15 protein-coding genes are annotated in these 23911 nt (G+C 40.8%); 6 read left to right on the top strand and 9 right to left on the bottom strand.

All coding sequences use genetic code 11. The features are described from left to right. The first annotated feature begins 40 nt into the window (after nucleotides 1-40). Both C1E24_RS14845 and C1E24_RS14840 read left to right on the top strand, forming a co-directional pair. Entirely contained in the window at nucleotides 41-988 is a 948-nt protein-coding gene (locus C1E24_RS14845; protein ID WP_138482748.1) for a D-2-hydroxyacid dehydrogenase, read from the top strand. 164 nt (nucleotides 989-1152) lie between these two features. Then, nucleotides 1153-1533 (top strand): DUF3192 domain-containing protein, encoded by a 381-nt coding sequence (locus C1E24_RS14840; protein WP_138482746.1) that lies wholly within the window; start codon nucleotides 1153-1155, stop codon nucleotides 1531-1533. Nucleotides 1534-1559: 26 nt separating this feature from the next. On the opposite strand, the gene C1E24_RS14835 is transcribed toward C1E24_RS14840, so the two are convergent. Both C1E24_RS14835 and C1E24_RS14830 read right to left on the bottom strand, forming a co-directional pair. Further along, nucleotides 1560-2462, bottom strand: coding sequence for a GGDEF domain-containing response regulator (locus C1E24_RS14835; protein ID WP_138482744.1), 903 nt, complete (start codon nucleotides 2460-2462; stop codon nucleotides 1560-1562). Continuing rightward, nucleotides 2463-6194 carry a PAS domain-containing hybrid sensor histidine kinase/response regulator gene (locus tag C1E24_RS14830; RefSeq protein WP_138482743.1) on the bottom strand — a complete coding sequence of 1244 codons (3732 nt, stop codon included), beginning with the start codon at nucleotides 6192-6194 and terminating at the stop codon, nucleotides 2463-2465. It abuts the gene before it with no gap. Between the two features lie 162 nt (nucleotides 6195-6356). Between C1E24_RS14830 and C1E24_RS14825 the strand changes: the two genes are divergently transcribed. Then, nucleotides 6357-6743 carry a hypothetical protein gene (locus C1E24_RS14825; protein ID WP_138482741.1) on the top strand — a complete coding sequence of 129 codons (387 nt, stop codon included), beginning with the start codon at nucleotides 6357-6359 and terminating at the stop codon, nucleotides 6741-6743. Nucleotides 6744-6931: 188 nt separating this feature from the next. Here the strand turns inward: C1E24_RS14825 and C1E24_RS14820 are convergent, their stop codons facing one another. Then, complete coding sequence (locus C1E24_RS14820; RefSeq protein ID WP_138482739.1) at nucleotides 6932-12469, bottom strand: collagenase; 5538 nt, start codon at nucleotides 12467-12469, stop codon at nucleotides 6932-6934. A 395-nt stretch (nucleotides 12470-12864) separates the two neighbouring features. Further along, nucleotides 12865-13593, bottom strand: a complete 729-nt coding sequence (locus C1E24_RS14815; protein ID WP_138482737.1) for a substrate-binding periplasmic protein — start codon at nucleotides 13591-13593, stop codon at nucleotides 12865-12867. 411 nt (nucleotides 13594-14004) lie between these two features. On the opposite strand from C1E24_RS14815, the gene C1E24_RS21120 reads away from it, so the two are divergent. Further along, nucleotides 14005-14772 carry an NBR1-Ig-like domain-containing protein gene (locus C1E24_RS21120; RefSeq protein ID WP_240722030.1) on the top strand — a complete coding sequence of 256 codons (768 nt, stop codon included), beginning with the start codon at nucleotides 14005-14007 and terminating at the stop codon, nucleotides 14770-14772. A 46-nt stretch (nucleotides 14773-14818) separates the two neighbouring features. On the opposite strand, the gene C1E24_RS14805 is transcribed toward C1E24_RS21120, so the two are convergent. The 5 genes from C1E24_RS14805 to C1E24_RS14780 all read right to left on the bottom strand — a co-directional run bounded on the left by C1E24_RS14805 (nucleotide 14819) and on the right by C1E24_RS14780 (nucleotide 20486). After that, entirely contained in the window at nucleotides 14819-15358 is a 540-nt protein-coding gene (locus C1E24_RS14805) for a cytochrome b (RefSeq protein ID WP_138482735.1), read from the bottom strand. Between the two features lie 130 nt (nucleotides 15359-15488). After that, complete coding sequence (locus C1E24_RS14800; RefSeq protein WP_138482733.1) at nucleotides 15489-16286, bottom strand: LytR/AlgR family response regulator transcription factor; 798 nt, start codon at nucleotides 16284-16286, stop codon at nucleotides 15489-15491. A gap of 141 nt (nucleotides 16287-16427) precedes the next feature. Beyond that, entirely contained in the window at nucleotides 16428-17576 is a 1149-nt protein-coding gene (gene yiaY / locus C1E24_RS14795; RefSeq protein ID WP_138482731.1) for an L-threonine dehydrogenase, read from the bottom strand. 221 nt (nucleotides 17577-17797) lie between these two features. Continuing rightward, entirely contained in the window at nucleotides 17798-18664 is an 867-nt protein-coding gene (locus C1E24_RS14790; protein ID WP_138482729.1) for an MBL fold metallo-hydrolase, read from the bottom strand. 421 nt (nucleotides 18665-19085) lie between these two features. Next, nucleotides 19086-20486: a PhoH family protein gene (locus C1E24_RS14780; protein ID WP_138482727.1), complete on the bottom strand. Its 1401-nt coding sequence runs from the start codon at nucleotides 20484-20486 to the stop codon at nucleotides 19086-19088. 115 nt (nucleotides 20487-20601) lie between these two features. On the opposite strand from C1E24_RS14780, the gene C1E24_RS20970 reads away from it, so the two are divergent. Together C1E24_RS20970 and rapA are read left to right on the top strand one after the other, a co-directional pair. Next, nucleotides 20602-20778 carry a hypothetical protein gene (locus C1E24_RS20970; RefSeq protein WP_171040905.1) on the top strand — a complete coding sequence of 59 codons (177 nt, stop codon included), beginning with the start codon at nucleotides 20602-20604 and terminating at the stop codon, nucleotides 20776-20778. Nucleotides 20779-20835: 57 nt separating this feature from the next. Next, entirely contained in the window at nucleotides 20836-23730 is a 2895-nt protein-coding gene (gene rapA / locus C1E24_RS14775; protein WP_138482726.1) for an RNA polymerase-associated protein RapA, read from the top strand. Nucleotides 23731-23911 lie beyond the last annotated feature (181 nt).

Raw genomic sequence — 23911 nt, 5'->3', positions numbered from 1 at the left:
CTTTGAGTAAACTCAAAGGTCAACAGAGCAGATTAAATTTATGAAGATTGTCTTACTTGATGCCGCCACACTCGCCAATACTGACCTAACACCTTTGTCAGCTCTTGGTGAATTGACCACATATCAGCACACAAATAAAGAGCAGGTACTTACTCACTGCAAAGGTGCAGATATTGTCATATCGAATAAAGTGGTGCTAGACGCTACAACCTTAGCTAAATTACCCCAGCTAAAACTCATTTGTGTTGCTGCGACTGGTACGAATAACATTGATCTTGATGCAGCTAAAGAATTGGGCATTCGTGTTTGTAACGTCGCGGGTTATTCAACCCCATCAGTCGTGCAACATACTTTTACTCTGCTTGGCAACTTAATGAGTAATATTCACCGCTACCAGCAAGATTGTGCGAATGGTCTTTGGCAACAAAGTAATATGTTTTGTCGCCTTGATTATTCGATCACTGAATTGTCGGGTAAAAACTTTGTGATTTTTGGTCATGGTAGCTTAGGACAAGCGGTTGGCAAAGTTGCTGAAGCATTTGGCGCACAGGTCATTATTGCTGAAAGACCAAACGCTACTGATATTCGCCCTGGCCGAATAGCATTCACCGAAGCGTTAAAGATGGCCGATGTTTTATCTATCCATTGTCCGCTCAATGATGAGACCCGAAATTTATTCAATAGGGAAACCTTAGGTTTGCTTAAGCCTACCAGCTTTGTGATCAATACAGCCAGAGGCGGTATAGTTGATGAATCAGCTTTAGTTGAAATTCTGACAAATAACCAAATTACAGGAGCGGGCTTTGATGTATTATCTGTTGAACCTGCGCAAGCAAACAATCCCCTTGCCAATTATCAAGGTCACAATTTAATACTGACCCCACATACAGCTTGGGCGGCAAAAGAATCTATTGAACGACTAGTGAAAGAAATCGCAAATAATATTGTTAACTTTAACAATGGCAGAGCCAGTAATGTTGTTGTGTAATTCGCTAAAAGTTGGTGAATAACCCTAAAATTTAGAAGGGTCAACACTTAAAAATCTGTATAAAAAACAACAGACAATTGTAAAATAAAGACTTTTAAAGTTGGCAACAATATTGCTCTAATAAAAACAAATTATCTGAAACGAATTTTTTAAGGAAATCTACAATGAAAAAATTATTACTTGTTGCTGCGCTAAGTGCACCATTACTTTCAGGCTGTATTGTGGCTGTATCTGATGATGGCGTTGAGCCAGGCTGGGCGTCAAATCACAACGGTAATCGCTGGCAGTATCAGCAAGAAGAAAACCGTAAAACTATAGCTAGCCTAGACTTAGGTGCTGACTACAACCAAGTACTGGGTCAATTGCCAACTCCTGACTTTACAGAATTAGTGAAAAAAGATGAAGGTGTTTATAAAGTGATTTACATTGCAACAAACAGCAAACATTCTGATGGCAAAGTAACAAAAGACGAATGCACGCCACTGGTGTTTAAGGATGAAAAGCTAATTGGTTTTGGTCAATCAGCTTTGCTACAAATTTTATAAGTATTTCATTAAGCCGTTAAACTCTTCTAACGGCTTAATATTGTGACCCTTTCTTGTTGCATATGTGACTTCACAAGCGCGTCATCAGCAATCTTTAATACATCTTGATCACTGCCATTAAAATCCTTATCTATGTGTACTATGCCAATACTAATGCTGACATGAGCGCAAATTGGCGAGCTTTTATGAGGGATTTTCAACGCATCAATAACATCATGCATATGTTTTGCAAACAGTGAGATTTGCTCTTTATCTTTACCCTTTTGTAGCGCTGCAAATCGCACTCCATCATATCGAGCAACGAAACCATCATGTTTACGGCTGCTCTCATCTAAAGCTTGGGCAACTTTTATTAAACATTCGTCTCCAGCTGCATAACCATAGTTATCATTAAATTCTTTAAAATAATCTATATCGACTAAGAATAACGAAAAGGACTCATGGCTTTGTGAACAGCCCTGCCAATAGCTGGCTAAGGTTTCGTCTAATAATCGACGATTGGGGATCTCTGTTAGGCCGTCAATTGCAGCCAGCTTTTCGAGCAAATCATTCTTTTGCTTAATCGCTAAGTGATTCTTGACCCTTGCTTTTACAATGACTGGACTAAACGGCTTTGTGATGTAGTCCATCGCCCCCATTTCAAGCCCTTTGGCTTCATCGTTGTAACTGTTACTCGCAGAGATAATTATGAATGGAATAGAATAAGTGCTCTGTTTTTCTTTTAACTTTTCAAGTAAGTCATAGCCACTCATACCTGGCATACGAATGTCTGAAATAATTAAATCGACTGTATTAGATTCTAGAAAACTAACCGCTTCTTCACCACTTGCACACAGTGAGATACTGTATTCATCAGACAAAGTATTCTCTAGTACGACACGATTAAGTGGATCGTCATCTACAATTAAAATATGCGCAATTTTTGCCATTTAACACCCACTTGCTCTATTTTTCAGAAACACTTGTACTTTTAATAATTGCGTTTCAAGCTCAACGACTAACTTAGGGTTTACTATTTTTTGTTGTTGCTTTAATTCTGCTTCTAGCTGCTTCGCAGCTTCTGCTAATTGTTCAAACCCTAACCCAGCTGATGCCCCTTTAATACTGTGCGCTAATAAAATCATTTCTTTAGTCTCTAAATTTGATTTTAACTGCGCTATATATTTCTCGCACACCTCAAGAAACTTTACCATCATATTATCTAATAATGTGGTTTCACCCATCATTTGCTGAAGCGCAAAGGCTTCGTCAAAAAACTTACGTTGTGGCTTTACATGCTTAACCAATATTTTCTCTAATTCTTCAATGGTTACAGGTTTATTAATATATCCCTGCATCGAAGAATGCAAATATTCTTGTTGAGAAGAGATTTCTGCATTTGCTGTCAGGGCAATAATGGGGATCTCATTTAAATACTGACAACCATTGAGTTGCTTAGCTGCTTGGAAGCCATCAACTTCAGGCATATGGATATCCATAAAAATAATATCTGGCTTTAGGTTATCGACCGCATCACAAATATCTTTTGCCGTTTGACTGACAACAACACTGACACCCAATTGCTGCAATAAATTTTTAGCGATTTCTAAGTTTATGTCATTGTCATCGACCACATAACATAATGCACCTTGATAACCGCTGTGAGGTTTTGGGTTGTTAGCTTCATGTTCAAGAGATTCGGGTAATACTGCCACTTCTTGAGGTTTGAAAAATATATCTGATAAGCACGATTGAAGAAATGCCCCTTCTTCACAGCGCAAAGATATGCTTGCCAAGTCTGCATCATGCCATTGCGGCTCTGCTTGGTTCACATAAATGCGCTCAAGACCTGCCATTGAGCTCAAAAAAGTAAGTGGTAGCTTAGACAAACTTCCTTTTTCAACAATCATATAATGGCTATTATCTGGCAGTACATCCGCTTCTTGTATTGTACATATATCAAACTCTTCAAGTAAATTAGGGGCAGCTGCACCAAAATATACACTCGATTTAGCTAATTTAGCATCTAAGGACAGCTTTTTATTCAGAGTAAGTGAGAAGTAAAATTCACTGCCCTTACCTAACTGACTTTGTAGGGCGATTGCGCCACCCAATAACTCAACTTCATGTTTTACTATAGCAAGTCCTAAGCCTATTCCTTCGTGTTCACGAGACAGGCTGTCATCAACTTGGGTGAACGCATCGAATAGTTTCAGTTGGTCACTTTCTTTAATGCCTATACCTGTGTCTTTAACTGAAAATTGAATGGTTTGTGTCTCAGCATCAGAGTAGGTGAGCTTCAGAGCAAAGCTGACCGTGCCTTTTTGTGTGTACTTCACAGCATTATTCAATAAGTTCAACAAGATTTGCGTAAGCTTTTGTTTATCGCCATATAAACAAGGCCATACATCTTCATCAACGGTAAAAGAAACTGCTAGCCCTTTTTTATTTGCCAGCGGCTTGATTAACTCTTGAAGATTTTCACAGAGTTCACTAACAATAATGTCGTTATTTTTTATGCTCACTTCATGACTTTCAACTTTGGCAAAATCCAAAATATCATTCAGCATCTCTAACAAGGTTTCAGCGGCATGCGTGACTGTTTCTAAGCGACTTTGCTGCTGCTTCTCTGTAACAGCCCGTTTTACCATGTCTACCAGCCCAATAATGACATTGAGGGGGGTTCTAATTTCATGACTTAAATTGGCAATAAAGCGGCTTTTGGCTAATGTGGCTCTTTCGGCTTCCATCCTTGACGTGGTGATTTCTGTGATATCTTGAATATGGATCACAAAATACTTGGGCATTTCTTCACTGTCACATACCAAAGACACACGCAAATCGAGAAACGGATAGCTTCCAGATTGTGTCAAACTCAGCTGATCAACAGACTGTTTGTGCTTTGATAAATGCTCTAATACCTGAGAAATTTGCTGATAATTCTCATAACCAAATAGTGTAGATACGTGCTGCCCTTGTTTATTACTACACCCTAAATAACGTTCAGCGGCCTTATTTAACATCATTACAGTGCCATCTACTTTTACAAGCGCGATCCCATTAGGTGCATACTCAATAGCAGATTTAAAATTAGACTCAGACACTTGCAAAGATTGTAGTGCTTTTTGGTGCTCAGTAATGTCACGTAATACCCCGACACACCCCATCACGCCAAGTTGTTCGCTAAAAAAAGGCGCAACCGTAACAAAGTAAGTACTATGCTCGACACTCATTTGCTGAGATAAGGGTTTGTGTTGCTCTGCAACTTTTGCTTCGATATCCGTTATTGCAAGGAAGTGTTCAGCAAAATCATTAAAGTCTTTGCCGAGCAAGTTTAGCTTACTTGTTTTGAGTAAGCGTTCGAAAGATCTATTACAGCCAATCAATACCCCGTCAGTATTCTTATAATAAATGGCATCAGGCACCGCATCTAACACCCCCTTAAGCACCGCACTTTGTCGCTCTTTATCTTGCCCTGCAAGCTCCAGAAAATGCTGCTTCTGTTGAAGTTGATCGGTGAGCGTTTGATGATCTTCTTTTACCCTTGAAAATAACTGTGCGCGACGTTGATGAATGGTTTTAATTTGTTTAAATTCAGAAAGCCAAAGCTTAGGCACAATATAAGTATTGGAGTGATTTTCGGGCTGCTGAATAAATGAGAAAAGCTCCTTCAATGGTCTTACAAATATTTGTTCACAAAGCCAGTGCAAGGGAAAGTAAGTTGCTAAAATAAATAATAAAATAAAACTAAATTCTAGCCCTAAACTATAAATAATAGACTCTGCAAAGCCTTGCTCAGACACGTTCATAACGACATCAAGCGGGCGCGATGCTTCACTTTTATAAAATATAACCCCATCATGCCAAGGTGCAATTTCACCTTGGTCTGGATAAATAGGCTTTCCTAATGACAAGTCTGTAATTAAGTTCCGATGTAATTTATCACTTAAATAGATTTCTGCTTTAGGCTGCGACTTATCATAAAACAATGCTTGGAACTTACTCGCATCAAAGATCATCAGCGTATGAGCACGTGAACTTGAAATACGCTGATTAGAGAACGCAAAATAACTTTTACCTGCCACTTCCAATCGCTGGCTGACCATGAATTTAGAAGGGTCTGTATTTACTTTAAAGCTGCCTGAAACAATTTTGCTCAACAGTTCACTGTTCTGAGTATGCCTTCTTTTGACAAAGACTAGGCCACTATCACTGACGTAGGCAATTGCTTCAAGTGGTTCAAGCAAAGCCAAAGAAGTATTAAACACCCCACCCAAAGCCATCACTTTTTGCCAATATGGATGCGATAAATCAACACCTGTTAAGTCACCATAGCCGACCAACTCACCAAAGTGCTTACCCAAAGATTGATAATAATAATTTGAATAACGAATAATGGGAGAGGTTTTAGGTTGAGAAAACTCATAACCAAGAGGTTGCTCTAAGCTCACATTAACGGCCAGAAATATATTATCAACGGCTGTCAGCGTTTTATCTAACTGGCTATTTAGCCGTTCATAATGGGTTTCAAACTGAGTAAATGCTTGTTGCAGTTTAAGGTTATACAAATGCAATGTCAGTGTCGCAGCCAACATAATCGTAATCGCGAGCGCAACCCAAAATGCACGTCGATAAAATTGCAGCGGTGATGTGGTTAGTTGTTCTTCCGTGTGCATCATCATGCACAAATTCCTTTGGGGTAATGATCTAAGTTAATACTAGCAAGCAATCTTACTTAATGGTGACTTTTTATCATTAATATATTTACAATTTTATACATGCCAAACTTGGTTTAGACCTGCTTAAGTGATAGATTTTATGTATACAATATTCAGAGGTGTCGTATGAATAAAATTATCATTCCTATTGCGTTAATGGCGGTGTCTAGCATCATTATTTTCACGCATAATTCTCAACCAGAAGAAGCACCATTAAAACCTTCTGTATTAACTAGCCAGCATACGGAAAATGCGCCGCCCAGTTCATTACCAACGCAAGAAGCGGAGTTAAAGCAGCCAATTACTGCGATGGCGCACAAAACACCTGATTTTCAGGCACCAGCGATGCAAGCTGCGCCAGTAAGTCCTAATATTTCTGCCCCCCCACTGCAGCCGAACCATCAAACTAGAAGCCGTCATGGCCATAACGAAAAGCTTGAGCACGGCCATGAACATCATCAAAGGCCTAAAACACATAATGGTAAAATACCGCCAACCGGCGCTAATTTTTAAATACAAACTAAGCAAAAAAGAAAGCATATGCTTTCTTTTTTTATGCCTGTTTTGTTACTGTTCCCCTATCAAACTTAAGTTAAATACGGCCTTCCTCCGCTAAAATGCTGAAAACAAAAAAACCACTCTTGCGAGTGGCTTTAGGGACGTATCAAATAATGAAACTGATTTTTACTTCTGTTGTAGGGTTACTCAACAATCTCCACCGTCATCTTGGCGCCGCCAAACTGACCGTCAAGAGAGAAGTAGTGCCAGTGTTCATTGGCATCGATTTGTAGGTCAATCGATTCTGTATTACCGTGACCACCCGATTTAGCTGTGAAGTCACTGCGTGTTGCCCAGTTACCGCCTTTGTATAGGATATCAAGATTACCCCAACCACCTTGTGTGGTAATACGCAGCGTTAACGGCTTGTACTCAGAGTTTGCAAACACAAAGTTTGCGCTCGATGTGCTTGGCGAAATACATTCCACCACAGTCACACCTTTACTTAACTGGTTGTTACTTGGATCAAATGCGTTTTCTGCATCCGTTGCAATACATGGCGTGAAATCGGTATCAATTGTTTCTAGCTCGCCTGCCCAGTTACTAGTATCACCTGAATTTACAGCCACCGTATCATCTGGGCCTCTTTCAACAATACCGCTTACACCTTCAGCCAATGATGCAACCCAATTTGCAAACTCGTTGTCATAACGTGTACCAATGTCATCAATGTATTGCTGATAAACTTGATACTCGCCACTACGTAAGTAAGTTAGGATTTGTGCCACATCACTTGAATGACGCTCATGCATAAAGCGTACTGCTAAATAACCCCAGCGATAGATGCGATCTTGGCCAGACTCATAGGTGTTTGTGAAAATAGTAGACAGTGCTACGTTGCCCGCTTTGCCAACATTGATTGCGTGGTTATAGCCGTCTTGATATGCAATGTACTCACCTAAACCTTCTGTCCACCAAGTTGTAGCAGCGGTTAAGCCTTGTGCAAAGTCACCATATAAATCAAAGCGACCATCTAAGTAGTGAACATACTCGTGTTGTAGGTTCCATACGTGGAAATAGTCATCACCATTTTGCTCATAAGCAATAAAACGCGCTTGGTTATTCGGATTGTTCGGCGCACCTTCTAAATACATACCACCATTGTTGGTATCCATGTTAAAGAATGTGCCGGCATAGTCGCGGTAATCTTCTGATGAGTTGAAAATAACCAGTTCAAGTGCATCGTTATAGTCATCTGCCACAGGGATGTTATACGTCTTTAATACAGTGTGGAAATGCGCTTCTTGCTGACCTAATACTTCACAGATCCACTGAGCTTGATCGTTATACATCTGCTGAGCACGGATCTTTAATGTCTCTGAACACTGATAGTTAAACTTTAAGGTTTCTTTTTCTAAGTAATATGCAAAGCCACAGATGTCATAGTAACCACAATCTTGACGGTCAAATGTATCTGCCATGCTGCCTGCTTTTACCCATAACGGCGCAGTTTCATCATACTGACTGGTTGATGCCAAAATGTTCTTAACCATTGGCTTAACCTGATCTTTTAATGACGGCACACTTAAGAAACGCGCAAGCTCATTCACCACATTTTTAATAAAGTAGTTATCGTCTGCTTGCAGTAAATAACGGTTATCACGTTGAAAGCGATACATAGTATCGAGTAAACGGCCATCTTGCATACGCGCGATGAAATCTGCATCACCATTTGGCGCTGCTTGTGAAGCACGGAAAAACGCGGTCATCATGGCATTAGCAGCCGCCATACGGCTTCGCTTAGCCGCCCATGTTTCATCAAACATCTCTAAAATATTGATGTAGTTATCATAGAATGGCGCACGGATCTCAGCTGAGTCAGTTAAGGTTAATAACTCTTGAAGCGCTAATGCTTGGTCGTTTGACTCACCATAAATACCAGAGCTCGCAAATAAGTCCTGCATTGCTGCTTTTAGGTTTACTTCAATAGTTGAAGAATACTCAGGAACTAGATCAGGGTTAAAGAACTGTACAAATAACCCGCCACGTAAGAAGTAAATTAAACCTTGTACTTTATAGGCATTGTACTCATCAATAGTACGCGCTTGACGACGTAACTCGCTGATCACCGACATCATATTAGATTCGCTGAATAAGTATCTCGCCTGACCCGATTTAATGTTGAATACGGCACCCACATGTTGCGGGTTAGACGCCATAATACGCTCAACCAAAGCCTGACCATCTAAGCCTAAGAAGCGAGACTCATCTTCAGGTAAGCCATCATTTAACTCTGGGTGGTTATTTACAAATGGGTCATTTGGATCGGTTGGTGTTGGATCTGTGTTACCACCGCCTTGCTCATTACTTTGCACTAAGGCATGGAAAGTCACCCCAGTAAACTGGCCATCAAGCTGAAGCATGATCTGCTGGCCTGCATTGGCAGTAAACTGAACTGATTGAGATGTACCCGCATTGGTACTCGATAAATCAGCTGCAGCAGACGTCGGCCAAGCATTACTTTCATTGTTCACATATAGGTTGACATTACCTTCACCGCCCATTAAGCCGATAGTAACGGTTGAAGCATCCCAAGGTACTGTCATGGTGAAGTACTTAGACGCTGAGCCCGTCATACAGATCTTTTCATTAATTGCGATGTCATAGGCACTGTTTGTTTCAGTATTTGGACAGTTCGCAATTGGCGTCCAAGGGTTTTCACCTGTACCAGAACCCGTGTCTGTACCAGAGCCAGTATCTGTACCAGAGCCAGTATCTGTGCCAGAACCCGTGTCTGTACCAGAGCTATTGTCTGTGCCAGAACCATTGTCTGTGCCAGAACCATTGTCTGTGCCAGAACCATTGTCTGTGCCAGAACCATTGTCTGTGCCAGAACCATTGTCTGTGCCAGAACCATTATCTGTGCCAGAACCATTATCTGTGCCAGAGCCGTTGTCTGTGCTTGGTAGCATAGCTTGCGTGATCACATAATCACTGTTTAGCTCAGTTAACGCCGCCACACCTAAACAGGTATTTTGACTATCCATAACTACCATACGGTCGCCTTGAGACCAAAAATCAGCGCTATATACTTCGCCATTACTCAAAGTTGCATATGGGTTTGCTAAATCCGCAGCACCTGTTGCAGGGTTCACCCAGTACAAAGTCACAGGCTCAGCATACGGGTTAGTGATTGAAACACTTGCTTTTGCTGTGCCGCGCTCATAAGTGGTCAACAACTCACAACCAGAGAATACACCTGCAACAGGAACTGGTAGTACGCCTGGTGCAACCGCGTCGGTGTTTGCAACCATCCAATTGATAAAGTCATCATTATGATCGGTCGCAATTTGACCCAGTAGTGTTTCAAACTGCGTGCTATCACTTAACTTCAATGCATTTGAAAGCGCCAACACACTCTGTTTATGGTTTTCAGCCAAATAACGCATCGTTAAGTAGCTCCAGGGATACAAATTATCAAATCCATATTCCATGAATAAAATACTGCGTAGTGACGGAATCGTCTTACCTGCAATGGCATCAAAGTTACGCTTGTTGTACTGACCTTTAGTTAAGAACTCAGCCCACCCTTCGGCCCAAGAAACCGTATTATTATGGTGTGCGAACATGCCATATAAGTTGTAACGACCATCTAAATAGTGAACGTATTCATGCTCTAAGTTATAGACTTCACCTGCGGTGTCACATGAAAAGCCAACCCAGCTTTGTGGACATTGCATTGCATGGAAACGCGGAATATTGCCAGCTACACTTGGGTCGCCTTCAAGGTAAATACCACCATTATTGGTATTATGACCAAAAAATTGATAGCCATATGCTTCATAGTCTTCAGGTGTTGCATAAACAATCACTTCAAGTTTGGTGTTGTTATCATTGCTAACCGGCTGCATATTGGTATTAAAGAACTGGTGGAAGTTGCTGCCTACATCAGCCATCTTGCTACATGCTGTTGCAAGTTGCTGGTTTGTCATTGCTTGTGCACGAATAGTAATAGCGTCATTACATTGGTAGGTAATGGTTAAGATATCTTCCACCTTTTTAGGCACAGAACAATAACCGTTCAGTGCATCGCTACTGTCACAGCTGCGATTAACGGTTTCAAGGTAGCTTTCTGTGATTTTCTTCTTCACTTCCTCTGCGTCAACTTGTGCCGATGTTACGTCGAAGATTTCTTTCACAATATCATCAATACGCGCTTGAACTGCTGGCTCTGCAAGATTTGCAACATGGCCTAATGCTAAAAATTCGTGCGGAACAATCCAAAGTCGATCAGCATCTGCATTCCAGCGCATATCTAAGCCTGTTTCGCCTAGTGCATAACTGCGCAGTACAGACATCACAGCAAGCATATGCTCATTAAATGCCGCTTTAATCACCGCATTTTGTTTACCAATGTAAGCTAAATCATAAAATGCTTTTAAGATTTGATTGGTGCTGTAGCCGAAATTGTCATTCACATATGGGTTAGATAAGCCCGCATAGAACTGAGTCAGTGCCATTAAGTGTGGTAATTGCTCAGTAATAAACTGCGCGCCTTCAGCTGTGGTTAAATTAATCAAAGCAGTTGCATAGCTTTCATGAATTAAACCAGCCGGCGCACCTGTGGTATAAAACTCTGTCATCATAGCAACTGCATGAAGCGCATCACTGATTAACTTAGCATCCGCTTGACTAAACTGAGTAAAGTCGCCATTTGCCGCAAAGTTACGTAAAAAATACAGTAAGGTATCTAGGTCTTTGTCTTTTATATCATCTTGCTGTGCAAGGAAATGAATGGCTTTGGCAACATCCGCTACTACGCCTGGAGAGTTTGCTGAAATCTCGCCCCACTGCGCCCAAGTAGAGGCAATGATCTGCTCAACATCTGTGCTAAATTCTGCTTTTGAATTAATCACTGCAGCTGGTATAGACACCACAACTGGTTCTACAACCACAAAATCTGCTGTTGCAGGATCTGTTGGGTTTACTGGATCTGGGGTTGAAGTCCCAGTTTTAACAGAGAAGTTCACGCCATCATTTTGGCCCATTACACTGACGTAAAATAATCCTTTGTTAGCCGTCACTTTTAATGTTTCGTTGGTGCCAGCATTCGCAGATGAGGCAATGAAACTGCTACGTGTTGCCCAGCCATCTCGATTTACAAAAATATCCGCTTCGCCTTCACCGCCTTGGGTCTGAATTGTCAGCTCGGTATTGTCTTCTGGTACGTCAACATAATAATAAAGACCATTACCACCAATACATACAGATTCATTTAAAGCTAATGCGCCACTAGGGTGCTTAGTTTGGCTACAAGTAGCCCCTACAGGCTGCTCATCTACAGTTGCTTTAGTCAAAGACAATTGTACTTGTTCATGAAGACCAAACACACTGATATATAAACGACCTTTGTTTGCTGTAATTTTTAAAGAGTCGTTTGTGCCCACATCTTGTGTACGTGCAATGTGGGAGCTAGAAGTTGCCCAACTTCCTGTGTTTACGAGAATATCAGCCTCGCCAATGCCACCAGAAGTGGAAATGTTAAGTGGTGTGGCATCCTGCTCAATATCTACATAGAAATAAAGTCCATTTCCTGAAATACACTCAGTTTGTCCAAGTGTTAAAGCATTGCCTGTTGTTGTCGTTGCACCGCACATTGCGGCTGCTGAGGCATAGGTTGGAAGTGTTGCAGCAGCAAATAGGCTTGCCCCTACAAACAACTTTTTCGATTTATACATCATACTTCTACTTCCAGATAATCAATTATTACCATTGCGTTGGAAACAGATTAAGCCAATAACCTGCTGATCTGACGCAAAAAAAGACTGGCTCAAATTGCACGAAAGCCAGTCCAAATACAATAAAGGATATTGTATGCAATAAATTCTAACTTTATTTACAATTTTGTAAACTACACAACCCTTTTATTACGAATACCGACACAAAAACCCACTTAAAAAACAAAGCTAACAAACTGTTTTAAATAGATTTAAATTTAAAGCATTAAATGTGAAATTTTGTAAACAGATAAACACTTCCATTGAAAAAACTATCCAATACAAACTGGTAAAACCAGATTGAAAACATAGTTTTCCCTACAATGAAAATAACATGCATACTAAATGCAATTTAAAATTTACTGCTTTATTAATAGATTAGGGTCAATAGACCATTTGTTGGCTAACGAAAGGTAGGCGTCGGAATTTAAATATTGCTGTAGCGCATGATCAAAACGAGTTTTAAAAGCATTTTCTTTAACCAGAAGTCCATAAGCAGTAAGCGGAAAGATCCGGTGAATATCAACCTCAAGTTCATGAAACTTATTAAAGTAATTGAATATATTGATATCCATTACTAAGACTTGGACCTTATTCTTTCTAAGCATGTGTAATTGCAGAGATTGGTCTGATAATTCGGTGTATTGGCTCGACTTTGAAACTGCTTGATTAAAAATGTCTCCTAAGATCGTTTTAGCATTTAAAAAGGTAGCGATAGAAAAGCGCTCTAGGTCATTGATTGATTCGATCTTTAAATTTACACTTTTTAAAGTCACTGCGACATTCTGATACTGAATATAGGGCATACTGAGCTTACCTGACGCTTTATATAAGGCGACACTGGCTGTAGTCATAGCATCTATGTTTCTAACATCCAGAATTTTAATTGACCGACCATAGGGGGCGATAACAAACTCATGCTTATTCACTACTTTTTCTAGCACCGCATTTAGCAACTCTATTTCAAAGCCTACCCTTGCATTTTGTAGAGAATATGGCGGTCTATCAATGCCTGTTACGACATTAAATGGTTTAGCCAATGAGCAGGTCGATATAATTAATAGGAAAACAAGACATACTCGTCTCATTATCTCGCCTCTAAAAAACTAGTTATTAGTTAGTATAATCAACAACTACAATTTCGAGAGGTTTTATAACCTATCTGTTCACCTATAAAAGCCTATTGCTTGGCCTCATTTCTCCGCGCTTGGCACTTTTCACATAGCCGCTCATTACTCTGCTTTGATTTAAATACTAGGGTACACTCATCACACGTTCGACTAGGTGTGAATAGATAAAACAAACAGTGCTTTAACCATTTCATTGTCTTAAATTTCTTACTCGGCGTTAGGGATCAAGTGATTGTTATGCTTTATAAGTATTTTGTATTACAAAAATCCTACAACACACTCTATGCCTTGCTTTTTTTATGTACAATGGAAAAATTGTCTCAGAGACAAAAAACTTAAAGTACTAAAAAGTCCCAAAAAGGAATAAGCATGACACCACTCAGACGCCAGATTAAAAGTGTCTCGGAGACAAAAGGACTAACCATAAAACAAATCGTTAACCTATGCGAATGCAGTCGCTCTCACTTTTATAAAGTACTCGATGGTCAACGTATACCCAGTGAAAGTCTGCAGATTAAGCTTATGACCGTTTTAGAGATAAACGAAGAAGAATTCGCAGCGTTGTTACAAGCCAACAAAGCTGATGAGCAAAGAAAAGTATCGACTTACAGCAATAACCTTAATGCTGTTAGGCTGCACGCTATAGTGAGAAAATTAAAGCCTAAGACTTTACCTAGCTATGTAATATGGCTAGTTAGTTTGATCTGTTTAACAGCGTCGCCATATTATTTTTATGCTTATATTTCAGATAGTAAGAATGAAAAGATAGAACTAAAAACAGGCTTTGCAACCAAGTTTATTAAAGACGTCACTATTCCAGATGGAACACCTGTTCCTATTAACACGCGTTTTACTAAAACTTGGCGGGTGCAAAATATTGGCACCGTACCTTGGAAAGAAAAACATCTAAAACGTATCACGCCTCAGGACCCTAACTTATGCTACTCAAGAGATAGCATTCCCCTGCCTACAGTAGAATCTGGTGAAATCATAGATATTTCTATTGAGTTCACCACACCAAAGTACCCAGGTACTTGTCGGACCGATTGGAAGATGGTTGATGCACATGAAAATTTAATCTTTCCTGACAAGCAAGGACTTTATAGTATTGTGCATGTGGTCGAAGAAAAGCTATAACTTCAACCACACATAGAACTGATTTGAGGATTATAATAATCCTTAATTAAGCACGGCCTAACATACGCAATAGTGTTGTGTCTTTGTCAAACACATGATGCTTGATGGCGCCAAGCATGTGTAATGCAATGAGCGCTGTTAAAGCGTAAGCAATATAAGAATGTGCAGCTTTAGCAACTACAAAAACAGTCTCATTGAAAGGTACTGCGCCATTCTCTGTATAGTTATTTGGCACTAAAGTCAGGCCAAACACATCGATACCGTACCCGCCAAAGCCTGAGTAAAGCATACCGCTTACTGGCATTAACAAGGTACCTATTAGTAAACCCCAATGGGCGAAATGAATGGCTTTATTAAATGCCTCTGATGCATTGTCATCAGCAGGTAAGAAGCCTTTTTTAATACGGTAAATTGCACGTGGTAATACTATCAATAGCGCGATAACACCTAGCGCTTTGTGGATAGGATATAAAGACCATACTTCCCAGTTCACCATGTAATAACCCACACTAATCAAACCTAGCATAGTGAATGCAACCGACCAGTGTAGTAAGCGAGTCGTTAGAGTAAGTGACGGCTTATTCATATTATTTTCTCCTCAGAATTTTGATGATGAAAACTATATAAAATTGATTCTACCCAACCCAGCTCTATGTGACGAACTCATAAGATTTGGGACAAAAGGTTATTCATCCATTCGTCCCTAGTCTTTATTTTTAAAGGCCTAACAGCAATTTAGTTGTTGAACGATTACTTTTACTGACAGGCACCTCAATGTCGTTATTGAGCACCAATAGACCATGACCCGAGCGCGCATTGACTAGCTTTGCACCATGAGAAAGATTGACAAGATAAGAGCGATGGCAGCGATAGAAAGTCTGAGCAGGTAAGCAATTTTCTAAATCTTTCATGGTTGTGCGTACCAGAGATATACCTTGCTTGGTATGTAACTCAACATAATTACCCGCGGCTTTTGCAAAGTAAATATCGGTAAACGCAATATCAAATTCTTCTATTTGCAACCTTTGTAACTCTGTTTTTTCTTCCGCTTTTTGATTAACACATGAACGAGATGTTTGAGCAAATGAGTCGCCACTTTGTGCCCGATTTACATCGACAAACCGGCTTTTAAAATACACTAAAGTGACGATGGCCAAATAAGCAATGGCATGTTTATGCCAATTATAAAAAAGGCTTTCTTGCCATTTGGCCTGCTCAATTAAAACATCAAGGCTCGTGTTTACGGTTAACACGCATGTAAGCGCGAAAAATCCCACTGAGATTAATTGTTTTAATTTCATACTGCGCTGGAGAGCAAAACAAATAAACGGTGTTATCAGCAACCAAATACCGAACTCTTGCAATGACCACAAAATAGAGGAAGTAATATCAACTCGCTGTTTAGCAATAAATACGCTATGCACTGTGCAGTTTAAACACACCATACATAACATGCCTAACCAACCTAATGTGAGTAATTGATAATCTTTAAGTTTTACAATTTTACTAAACATAGTTTGGCCCTGAAATTTAAAACGGCGAGAAGATAAAAGCGTAAGGATAAAAAATCCTCAAATAAATTCAATACCAAAGTAAAAAAGCCTTGGTAAATATACCAAGGCTTCGACATCTAAAAAGCAAATTCGTTCTTTTAATTACATTGCTGCGCGGAAGATTTCTGAAATCTCTTCTGCAGTAGCCTGAATAGGGTTAGTAAACCCACACGCATCTTTCAATGCATTTTCAGTTAAGGTCGGAATATCATCAGCTTTGGCACCTAGCTGCTCAATACCTGAAGGAATACCCACATCAGCCGCTAATTTAACGATGGCATCAATCGCCGCTTCTGCGCCTTGTTCTACCGTCAGAGCACTCACATCAACACCCATGGCTTTTGCCACATCAGTTAGTCGCTCAGGGCAAGCTTTGGCATTAAAGCGCTGAACGTGAGGTAATAAAATTGCGTTACACACACCGTGCGGTAAATCATAGAAACCACCTAATTGGTGTGCCATGGCATGCACATAACCAAGCGATGCATTATTGAATGCCATCCCCGCCATAAACTGTGCATAAGCCATTTGCTCACGCGCTTCAATGCTTTCACCATTTTGCACGGCTTCACGAAGATTGGCTTGAATTAATTCAATGGCTTTAATCGCCACCGCATCAGTAATTGGCGTCGCTGCAATTGATACATAAGCTTCAATGGCATGTGTCAGTGCATCCATTCCCGTTGCAGCCGTCAATGATGCTGGCTTTGCTAACATCAGCTCAGGGTCATTTACTGAAATAAGCGGTGTCGTATGCTTATCAACAATCGCCATTTTTATGTGGCGCGCTTCATCGGTAATGATACAAAAGCGCGTCATTTCTGATGCAGTTCCTGCTGTGGTGTTAATTGCAATCAGCGGTAACATAGGTTTTGCAGATTGATCAACGCCTTCATAGTCAGCAATTTTTCCGCCATTAGCGGCAACTAATGCGATACCTTTTGCACAATCATGCGGAGAGCCACCACCCAGTGAAATAACAAAATCACATTGGTTGTCAGATAAGATGCTTAACCCTTGTTCAACATTGCCAATGGTTGGATTTGGTTGCGTGCCATCAAAAACAGCCGTTTGCACGTCACGTTCAGTTAATAAAGCTTGCACTTGAGCCACAACACCAATTTTATTTAATACTTGATCGGTAACGATAAGGCCCTTTTTAAAACCTTGTGCTTGAATGCTGTCGGCGGCATCCTTCAAACAACCTGCACCCATAAGATTTACTGTTGGAATATAAAACGCTGAAGTCATAATGTGAATTTCCCATTCAATTAGATTTTGATCTCTTAATACTGAACTCTTACTACATCAATAAGTGTGACAGCAGAACAAAATCAAAGAATTGATCCAGAGCAAATGTGTTTAATTAGGGACATACACTTTAGTCTTAGTGCTTAGAAGACAACCATAGATGGTTAATACATCAGCGAAGTAACCTCTTCACTGATGTAAGAAATAACAACAAATAGCGATTAATGTTTATGATGTGGCGCACTCAAGCTTCTATAAAACAAAGTGGTCACTCGCTCTTCTGGTAACCAGTTTGAATAAGTTAAATTCAACGCTGACAGCGGCTTTGCAGTAAGCACCTCTTCAAGTGATTTGCCGCCGCTCATCGCTGATACCATGACACTTTTAGCTTGTAACAGTAATGCTCGATAAGTTTCGAGCGCCGGCTTGTTAGTAACAGGGCCGTGACCTGGGATCACTTTAGTATCGCCATCTATTCTTGATAAGGTTTGCTCCACCGCATTTATCACGCCATCAAGCGAACCACCACTGTCGACATCGACAAAAGGTAAACTACCTAAATTAAAGAAAATATCTCCCATGTGTACTGCATTGGCATTTTTGTAAAAAATGACCGAATCGCCATCGGTGTGAGCATGGGCGTAATGCCAAAGCTGCGCGTGTTCATTGTTAAAATGAAGTGTCATATCTTGGCTGAAGCTTAAAACAGGCAAATATTTAGACCCTTCACCATGCTTTTCTTTCAAGCGGTCATACACATTATGATGCGCTATGACATGACTCCCTGCTTTGGCAAAGTTCTCATTTCCACCAGTGTGATCGCCATGGTGATGCGTATTAATCACAAACTCAGGCGCACCAGGTTTTAACTGGCTTATTTGCTTTTTAATGTCATCACTGAGCTTGGCAAATTGGTCGTCTACTAAGTAAATGCCATCATCGCCCGTGCTAATGGCAATATTACCACCACGCCCATACAGCACATGTAGGTTTTCAGATAATGCCTCTAGTTTAAACTTAACGTTTGCAAAGCTTGCAAATGACGCGCTGAGTAAAGACGCTCCGATTAATATCAATATTGTTTTCATGATGACTCTCAGTTTTCGTTATTATTAACTGCTTATATACCCAAACTTCCTCAAGATGCATGATTCAGAGCGCTGCCTTCTGTTCTAGTTCAAGGAAAAGGACGCAGCGTAATGACGAGTCCTTTCCAAGTTCTTTGACGATGAAATAGGACTGAAAGCACGCTCCCTTGGGCGAGTTTGATTGGCTTTCATACTGCGTTATCAATTTTCGATTTAGAACCACTAGACCTTCAAATCGATGCCTTGTCTGACAGCCAATCAATTCTCGCTGAACCTCGTATATTGAGGTGGTTTGGGTATACTCAAACAGCCTGTATCAAAATATAGCTACGAAATAAAAACATAAAAGGATTGTTTAAAACTGCTATAAAAAATGCCCACCGAGGTGAGCATTGATTTGAATGGAAAATATTTAATTAAGCTATAAGTTTTCTTCGGCAAATGACGCCAAACGACTTCTCACCACACCATTAAGATTGATAGTGGCGCTACCTTCAAAGTGTTTAAACCTTTCAACTAAGTAGGTCAATCCCGAGGTCACTGGGGTTAAATAATTACTGTCAATTTGTGCCAAGTTGCCCGTACAAATGAGTTTTGTGCCTTCACCACATCGGGTAATAATGGTCTTTAATTGCGAAGCAGTTAAGTTTTGGCTTTCGTCTAAAATCACCACCGCATTTTGAATGCTTCGCCCACGCATAAAGTTTACTGACTTAAACTGAATGTTGGCCTTTTCCATGATGTAGTTACGGCTTGAAATGGGGCTTTCATCATTTTTGTGTAGCACCTCAAGTGTATCGGTAATGGCTGCAAGCCAAGGTGCCATTTTCTCTTCTTCTGTGCCGGGAAGAAAACCTATGCTCTCTGCGATTTCAGGTGTATTACGAGTGACAATGACCTTGTCATAAACCTTCTTCTCAATCACCATCTCCAACGCACAGGCCAACGCAAGAAGTGTCTTACCGCAACCGGCTGGGCCCGTCAGAATGACCAGTTCTATTTCCGGGTCTAATAAGGCATCAAGTGCCATACCTTGATAAATATTTTTCGGTGAAACGCCCCAAGCTTGTTGGTGCATAAGGCGCTCTACCCCGAGATCTTTGAGGGTAATATGTTTTTCGTCATACCCCACCACTCGCGCTACAAAGTGATCAGTTTCATCAACAATGTACTCGTTGCTGAAAACGTCTTCAATGCGCTCTTTAGGAATATGATGCAGCGTGTAACGCCCTTGCTGCTCTGAGCTACATTCGCCAACACTTTGCCAAAAATCACCTTGGAACTTTTTGAATCCCGAGCTGAGCAATTTAATATCGTCAATGAGTTGGTCTGTTCGATAGTCTTCTACAAACTTCAGTCCGGCCCCTTTTGCTTTGAGACGCATGTTTATGTCCTTGGTGACCAGCACAACCTTGGTACTTTTATGTTGCTGCTGTAAATGAATGGCACAGTTAATGATTCTGTGATCGTTTTCATTACCCGGCAAACCAGAGACATTATCAGGAAATAAATGATCGTTGATGATCACAAGGCGACCACAATTATCTGAGTTGTTCTCACCAGTTGTATTAGGCAACTTCACCCCTTCTAACATTTGCTCAGGAGAAGCATCTCTTAAAATATCTTCAAGACCGCGTATAGCAACACGTGCATCACGGCTTACATCACGTTTTCTATCCTTAATATGATCAAGCTCTTCTAACACTGTCATGGGGACGACTACATCGTGTTCTTGGAAAGAGAGGTATGCGAGGGGTTCGTGGAGTAGTACGTTAGTGTCGAGCACGTACATTTTTTTATCGACATCTTGAGCTTTTACCATAGCATCTTCCTATCGTTGCATTGATACCGCGACAGCCATGGCTTTTGATGACGTTGCCATCAAAAACTCATGGCCACACTGTAAGTTTAGCCTATCTGCCATAAAAGTCTGTTTTATGACAGAAATAGAGTGTGTTTATCTTCAAGGCGTAAATTTTGTTCAAACCAATGTTCAATACACCGCTCAATTCCCTTCACTAAATCAGAAGATTTCGACTATCTTAAAAGGCAGTGATTTATCTGCGCGCTACTGGATCCTTAAAAGCATAAAATTGCCTGAGAAACAAGATTGAATAGGCCCTTGCTTACGGTTAACATAGCCGCCTTTTTTCTGCTAAGTCGAGACAAACATGAATTTTTCCTTAGGTCAGCGCTGGATCAGTGATACTGAATCAGATTTAGGATTAGGTACCATCGTAGCTTTAGAGGGGCGACAGCTTACGATTTTATTCCCTGCCAGTGGAGAAAACCGCGTTTACTCAGTACAAGAAGCACCGGTGACTCGTGTAATTTTTAATCCCGGTGATGTTATTCGCAGTGTCGAAGAGTGGGAACTAGAGGTAGAAACCGTTGAAGAACAAAATGGCATTCTGAGCTATCACGGTATTCGCCTCGATACAGAAGAAAAAACCACGCTAAAAGAAACGTTTTTAGACCACTTTATTAAATTTAATAAGCCACAAGATCGCTTATTCGCAGGTCAAATTGATAGATTCGACCGTTACACGTTGCGTTATAACACATGGCAGCACCAGTTCACTCGTCAGCAATCGCATTTAAAAGGCCTAATTGGCCAACGTGCCAGCCTTATCCCACACCAGTTATATATTGCAGATGAAGTGGGCCAACGTCACGCGCCACGCGTTTTACTTTCAGATGAAGTTGGTTTGGGTAAAACCATCGAAGCAGGCATGATTTTACATCAGCAAATTTTAACTGGCCGTGCTAGCCGAGTACTAATTGTGGTACCTGAAAACCTTCAGCACCAATGGCTGGTTGAAATGATGCGTCGCTTCAACTTGTACTTCTCTATCTTCGATGAAGAACGTTGTGACGAAGCTTTTGCCGACTCTCCAAATGTATTCGAGACTGAGCAACTGGTATTGGTGAGTCTTGAGTTCATCACTAAAAAACGCCGCTGGTTTGAACAAGCCACTTTGGCTGATTGGGATCTATTGATCATCGATGAAGCGCACCACTTAACGGTAACTAAAGAAAAGCCAAGCACAGAATACCTGCGTATTGCAGAGCTTAGCCAAGATATTCCGGGCTTAATTCTTCTAACAGCAACGCCAGACCAACTTGGCCACTACAGTCACTTTGCTCGTCTGCAGCTTTTAGACCCAGATCGCTTCTACGATTACGATGCTTTTGTTGAAGAAGAAAGCCACTATAAAGAAGTTGCTGATGCCGCTAACCAGCTATTACAGCAAGGAGAGTTAGATGAAAAGAATCAGACGACTTTAAAAACTCTGTTAAAAGAAACTGACATCACTGAATTACTAGCCAAAGCGCAAAGTGGTGATGACGCAGCAAAGCAAGAAATCTTGTCGATGCTATTAGATCGCCACGGTACAGGTCGTATTTTATTCCGTAATAGCCGCAGTGGTATTGATGGTTACCCAAGCCGTAAATTACATAGCTACCCGGTTGAGTTACCTAAGCAATACAAAACCGCTATGTCTGTAATGGGTAATATGGGTGGCATTCAAACACCTGAAAAGTCTGCATTACGCGCTCTGTTTCCTGAAAAAATCTTCCAAGAATTTGAAGGCGCAGGTAGTAGCTGGGCAGGTTTTGATCCTCGAGTTGAGTGGTTAATTGCTAAACTCAAAGAGCTTAAGCACGAAAAGGTGTTGTTGATCTGTGCCGAAGCACAAACCGCAATTAGCCTTGAACAAATTTTACGTGAGCGCGAGGCCATTAAGTCAGCCGTTTTCCACGAAGGCATGAGCATTGTTGAACGTGACCGTGCAGCAGCTTACTTCGCCGACGAATACGACAGTGCGCAAGTATTACTATGTTCTGAAATTGGTTCTGAAGGCCGTAACTTCCAATTCTCACATAACATTGTGTTGTTCGATTTACCGCTCAACCCAGACTTACTAGAGCAGCGTATTGGCCGTCTTGACCGTATTGGTCAGAAGTTCAACATCAACATTCATGTGCCTTACTTTGAAAATACCGCGCAAGAAGTGTTATTGCGTTGGTACCATGAAGGCCTAGATGCATTCGAAACCACCAGCACAACGGGACAGCTTCTTTACAAAGAGTTCAGCGATGATTTATTAGAGTTTATCAGTGAGCATAACTGTGACGAAGAAGAACTAGACCCGCTTTTAGAACAAGCAGCAAAACAAAACGCACAACTACGTAAACAAATGGAACAAGGTCGTGACCGTTTGTTAGAGCTGCACTCTAGTGGCCAAGGTAAGTCAGATGCATTAGCCGCTGAAATTGAACAACTGGATGACGATGTTGTGCTACCTGCTTACATGATCAATGTGTTTGATATGTTTGGTGTAAACCAAGAAGATAAAGGCGAAAATACCATTATCTTGAAGCCAACTGAGCATATGCTAAACCCATCTTTCCCGTGTTTACGTGATGATGGCATTACAGTGACATTTGATCGTGCAACCTCTCTTTCTCAAGAAGATGCGCAATTCATCAGTTGGGATCACCCTATGGTACAAGGCACCATGGACATGATCTGTGATGATGACTTTGGTTGTGCGTCTGTAGCACTACTGAAAAACAAAAAACTACCTGCAGGGACCTTCTTTGTTGAGTTAATTTTTGTTGCTGAAGCCTCTGCACCAAAAGCGTTGCAAGTTGGTCGTTTCTTACCGCCAACACCTATTCGTGTATTACTTGATAAAGCAGGCAATAACTTAGCTGAAAATGTGGCCTTCGATGCATTCAACAATCAGCTTTCGGCAGTTGGCCGCCAAACGGGTAGTAAATTGGCAAATGCTTTACAAGCTGCGATCCACCCACTCATTACTAAAGCGAATGAATTGGCGGGTGCTGAGTTAGTGACGCTAAAAGCTGCTGCACAAGAAAAAATGCAAACGTCATTAAATGAAGAGCAAGGCCGTCTTGTGGCACTAAAATCAATCAACCCGAATATTCGTGATGAAGAAATTCAGGTCTTCGATAAGCAAAAAGCGCAATTAGATGAGTTTATTGAAAAAGCACAATTGAAACTCGATGCGATCCGCTTAATTGTGGTATCTCACTAAATTCCCTGTGAGGTCAGTCAATGGCTGGCCTCTTTTTCCCCTCAATTACATTTCTTTCTAAACCTGCAAACAGATATCAATTGCACTTCCAAAGCCCCTGTCTAGTAGTATTACTAGAGAGTTGATGATTTTTCATCGTGAACTTACCTTTTTTCTGTTTACCCTAATCAGATACAGCCCT

The organism is Pseudoalteromonas phenolica, assembly GCF_005876835.1.
Lineage (GTDB): Bacteria > Pseudomonadota > Gammaproteobacteria > Enterobacterales > Alteromonadaceae > Pseudoalteromonas > Pseudoalteromonas phenolica_B.
This window is presented reverse-complemented; position numbering and strand designations above follow the sequence as displayed.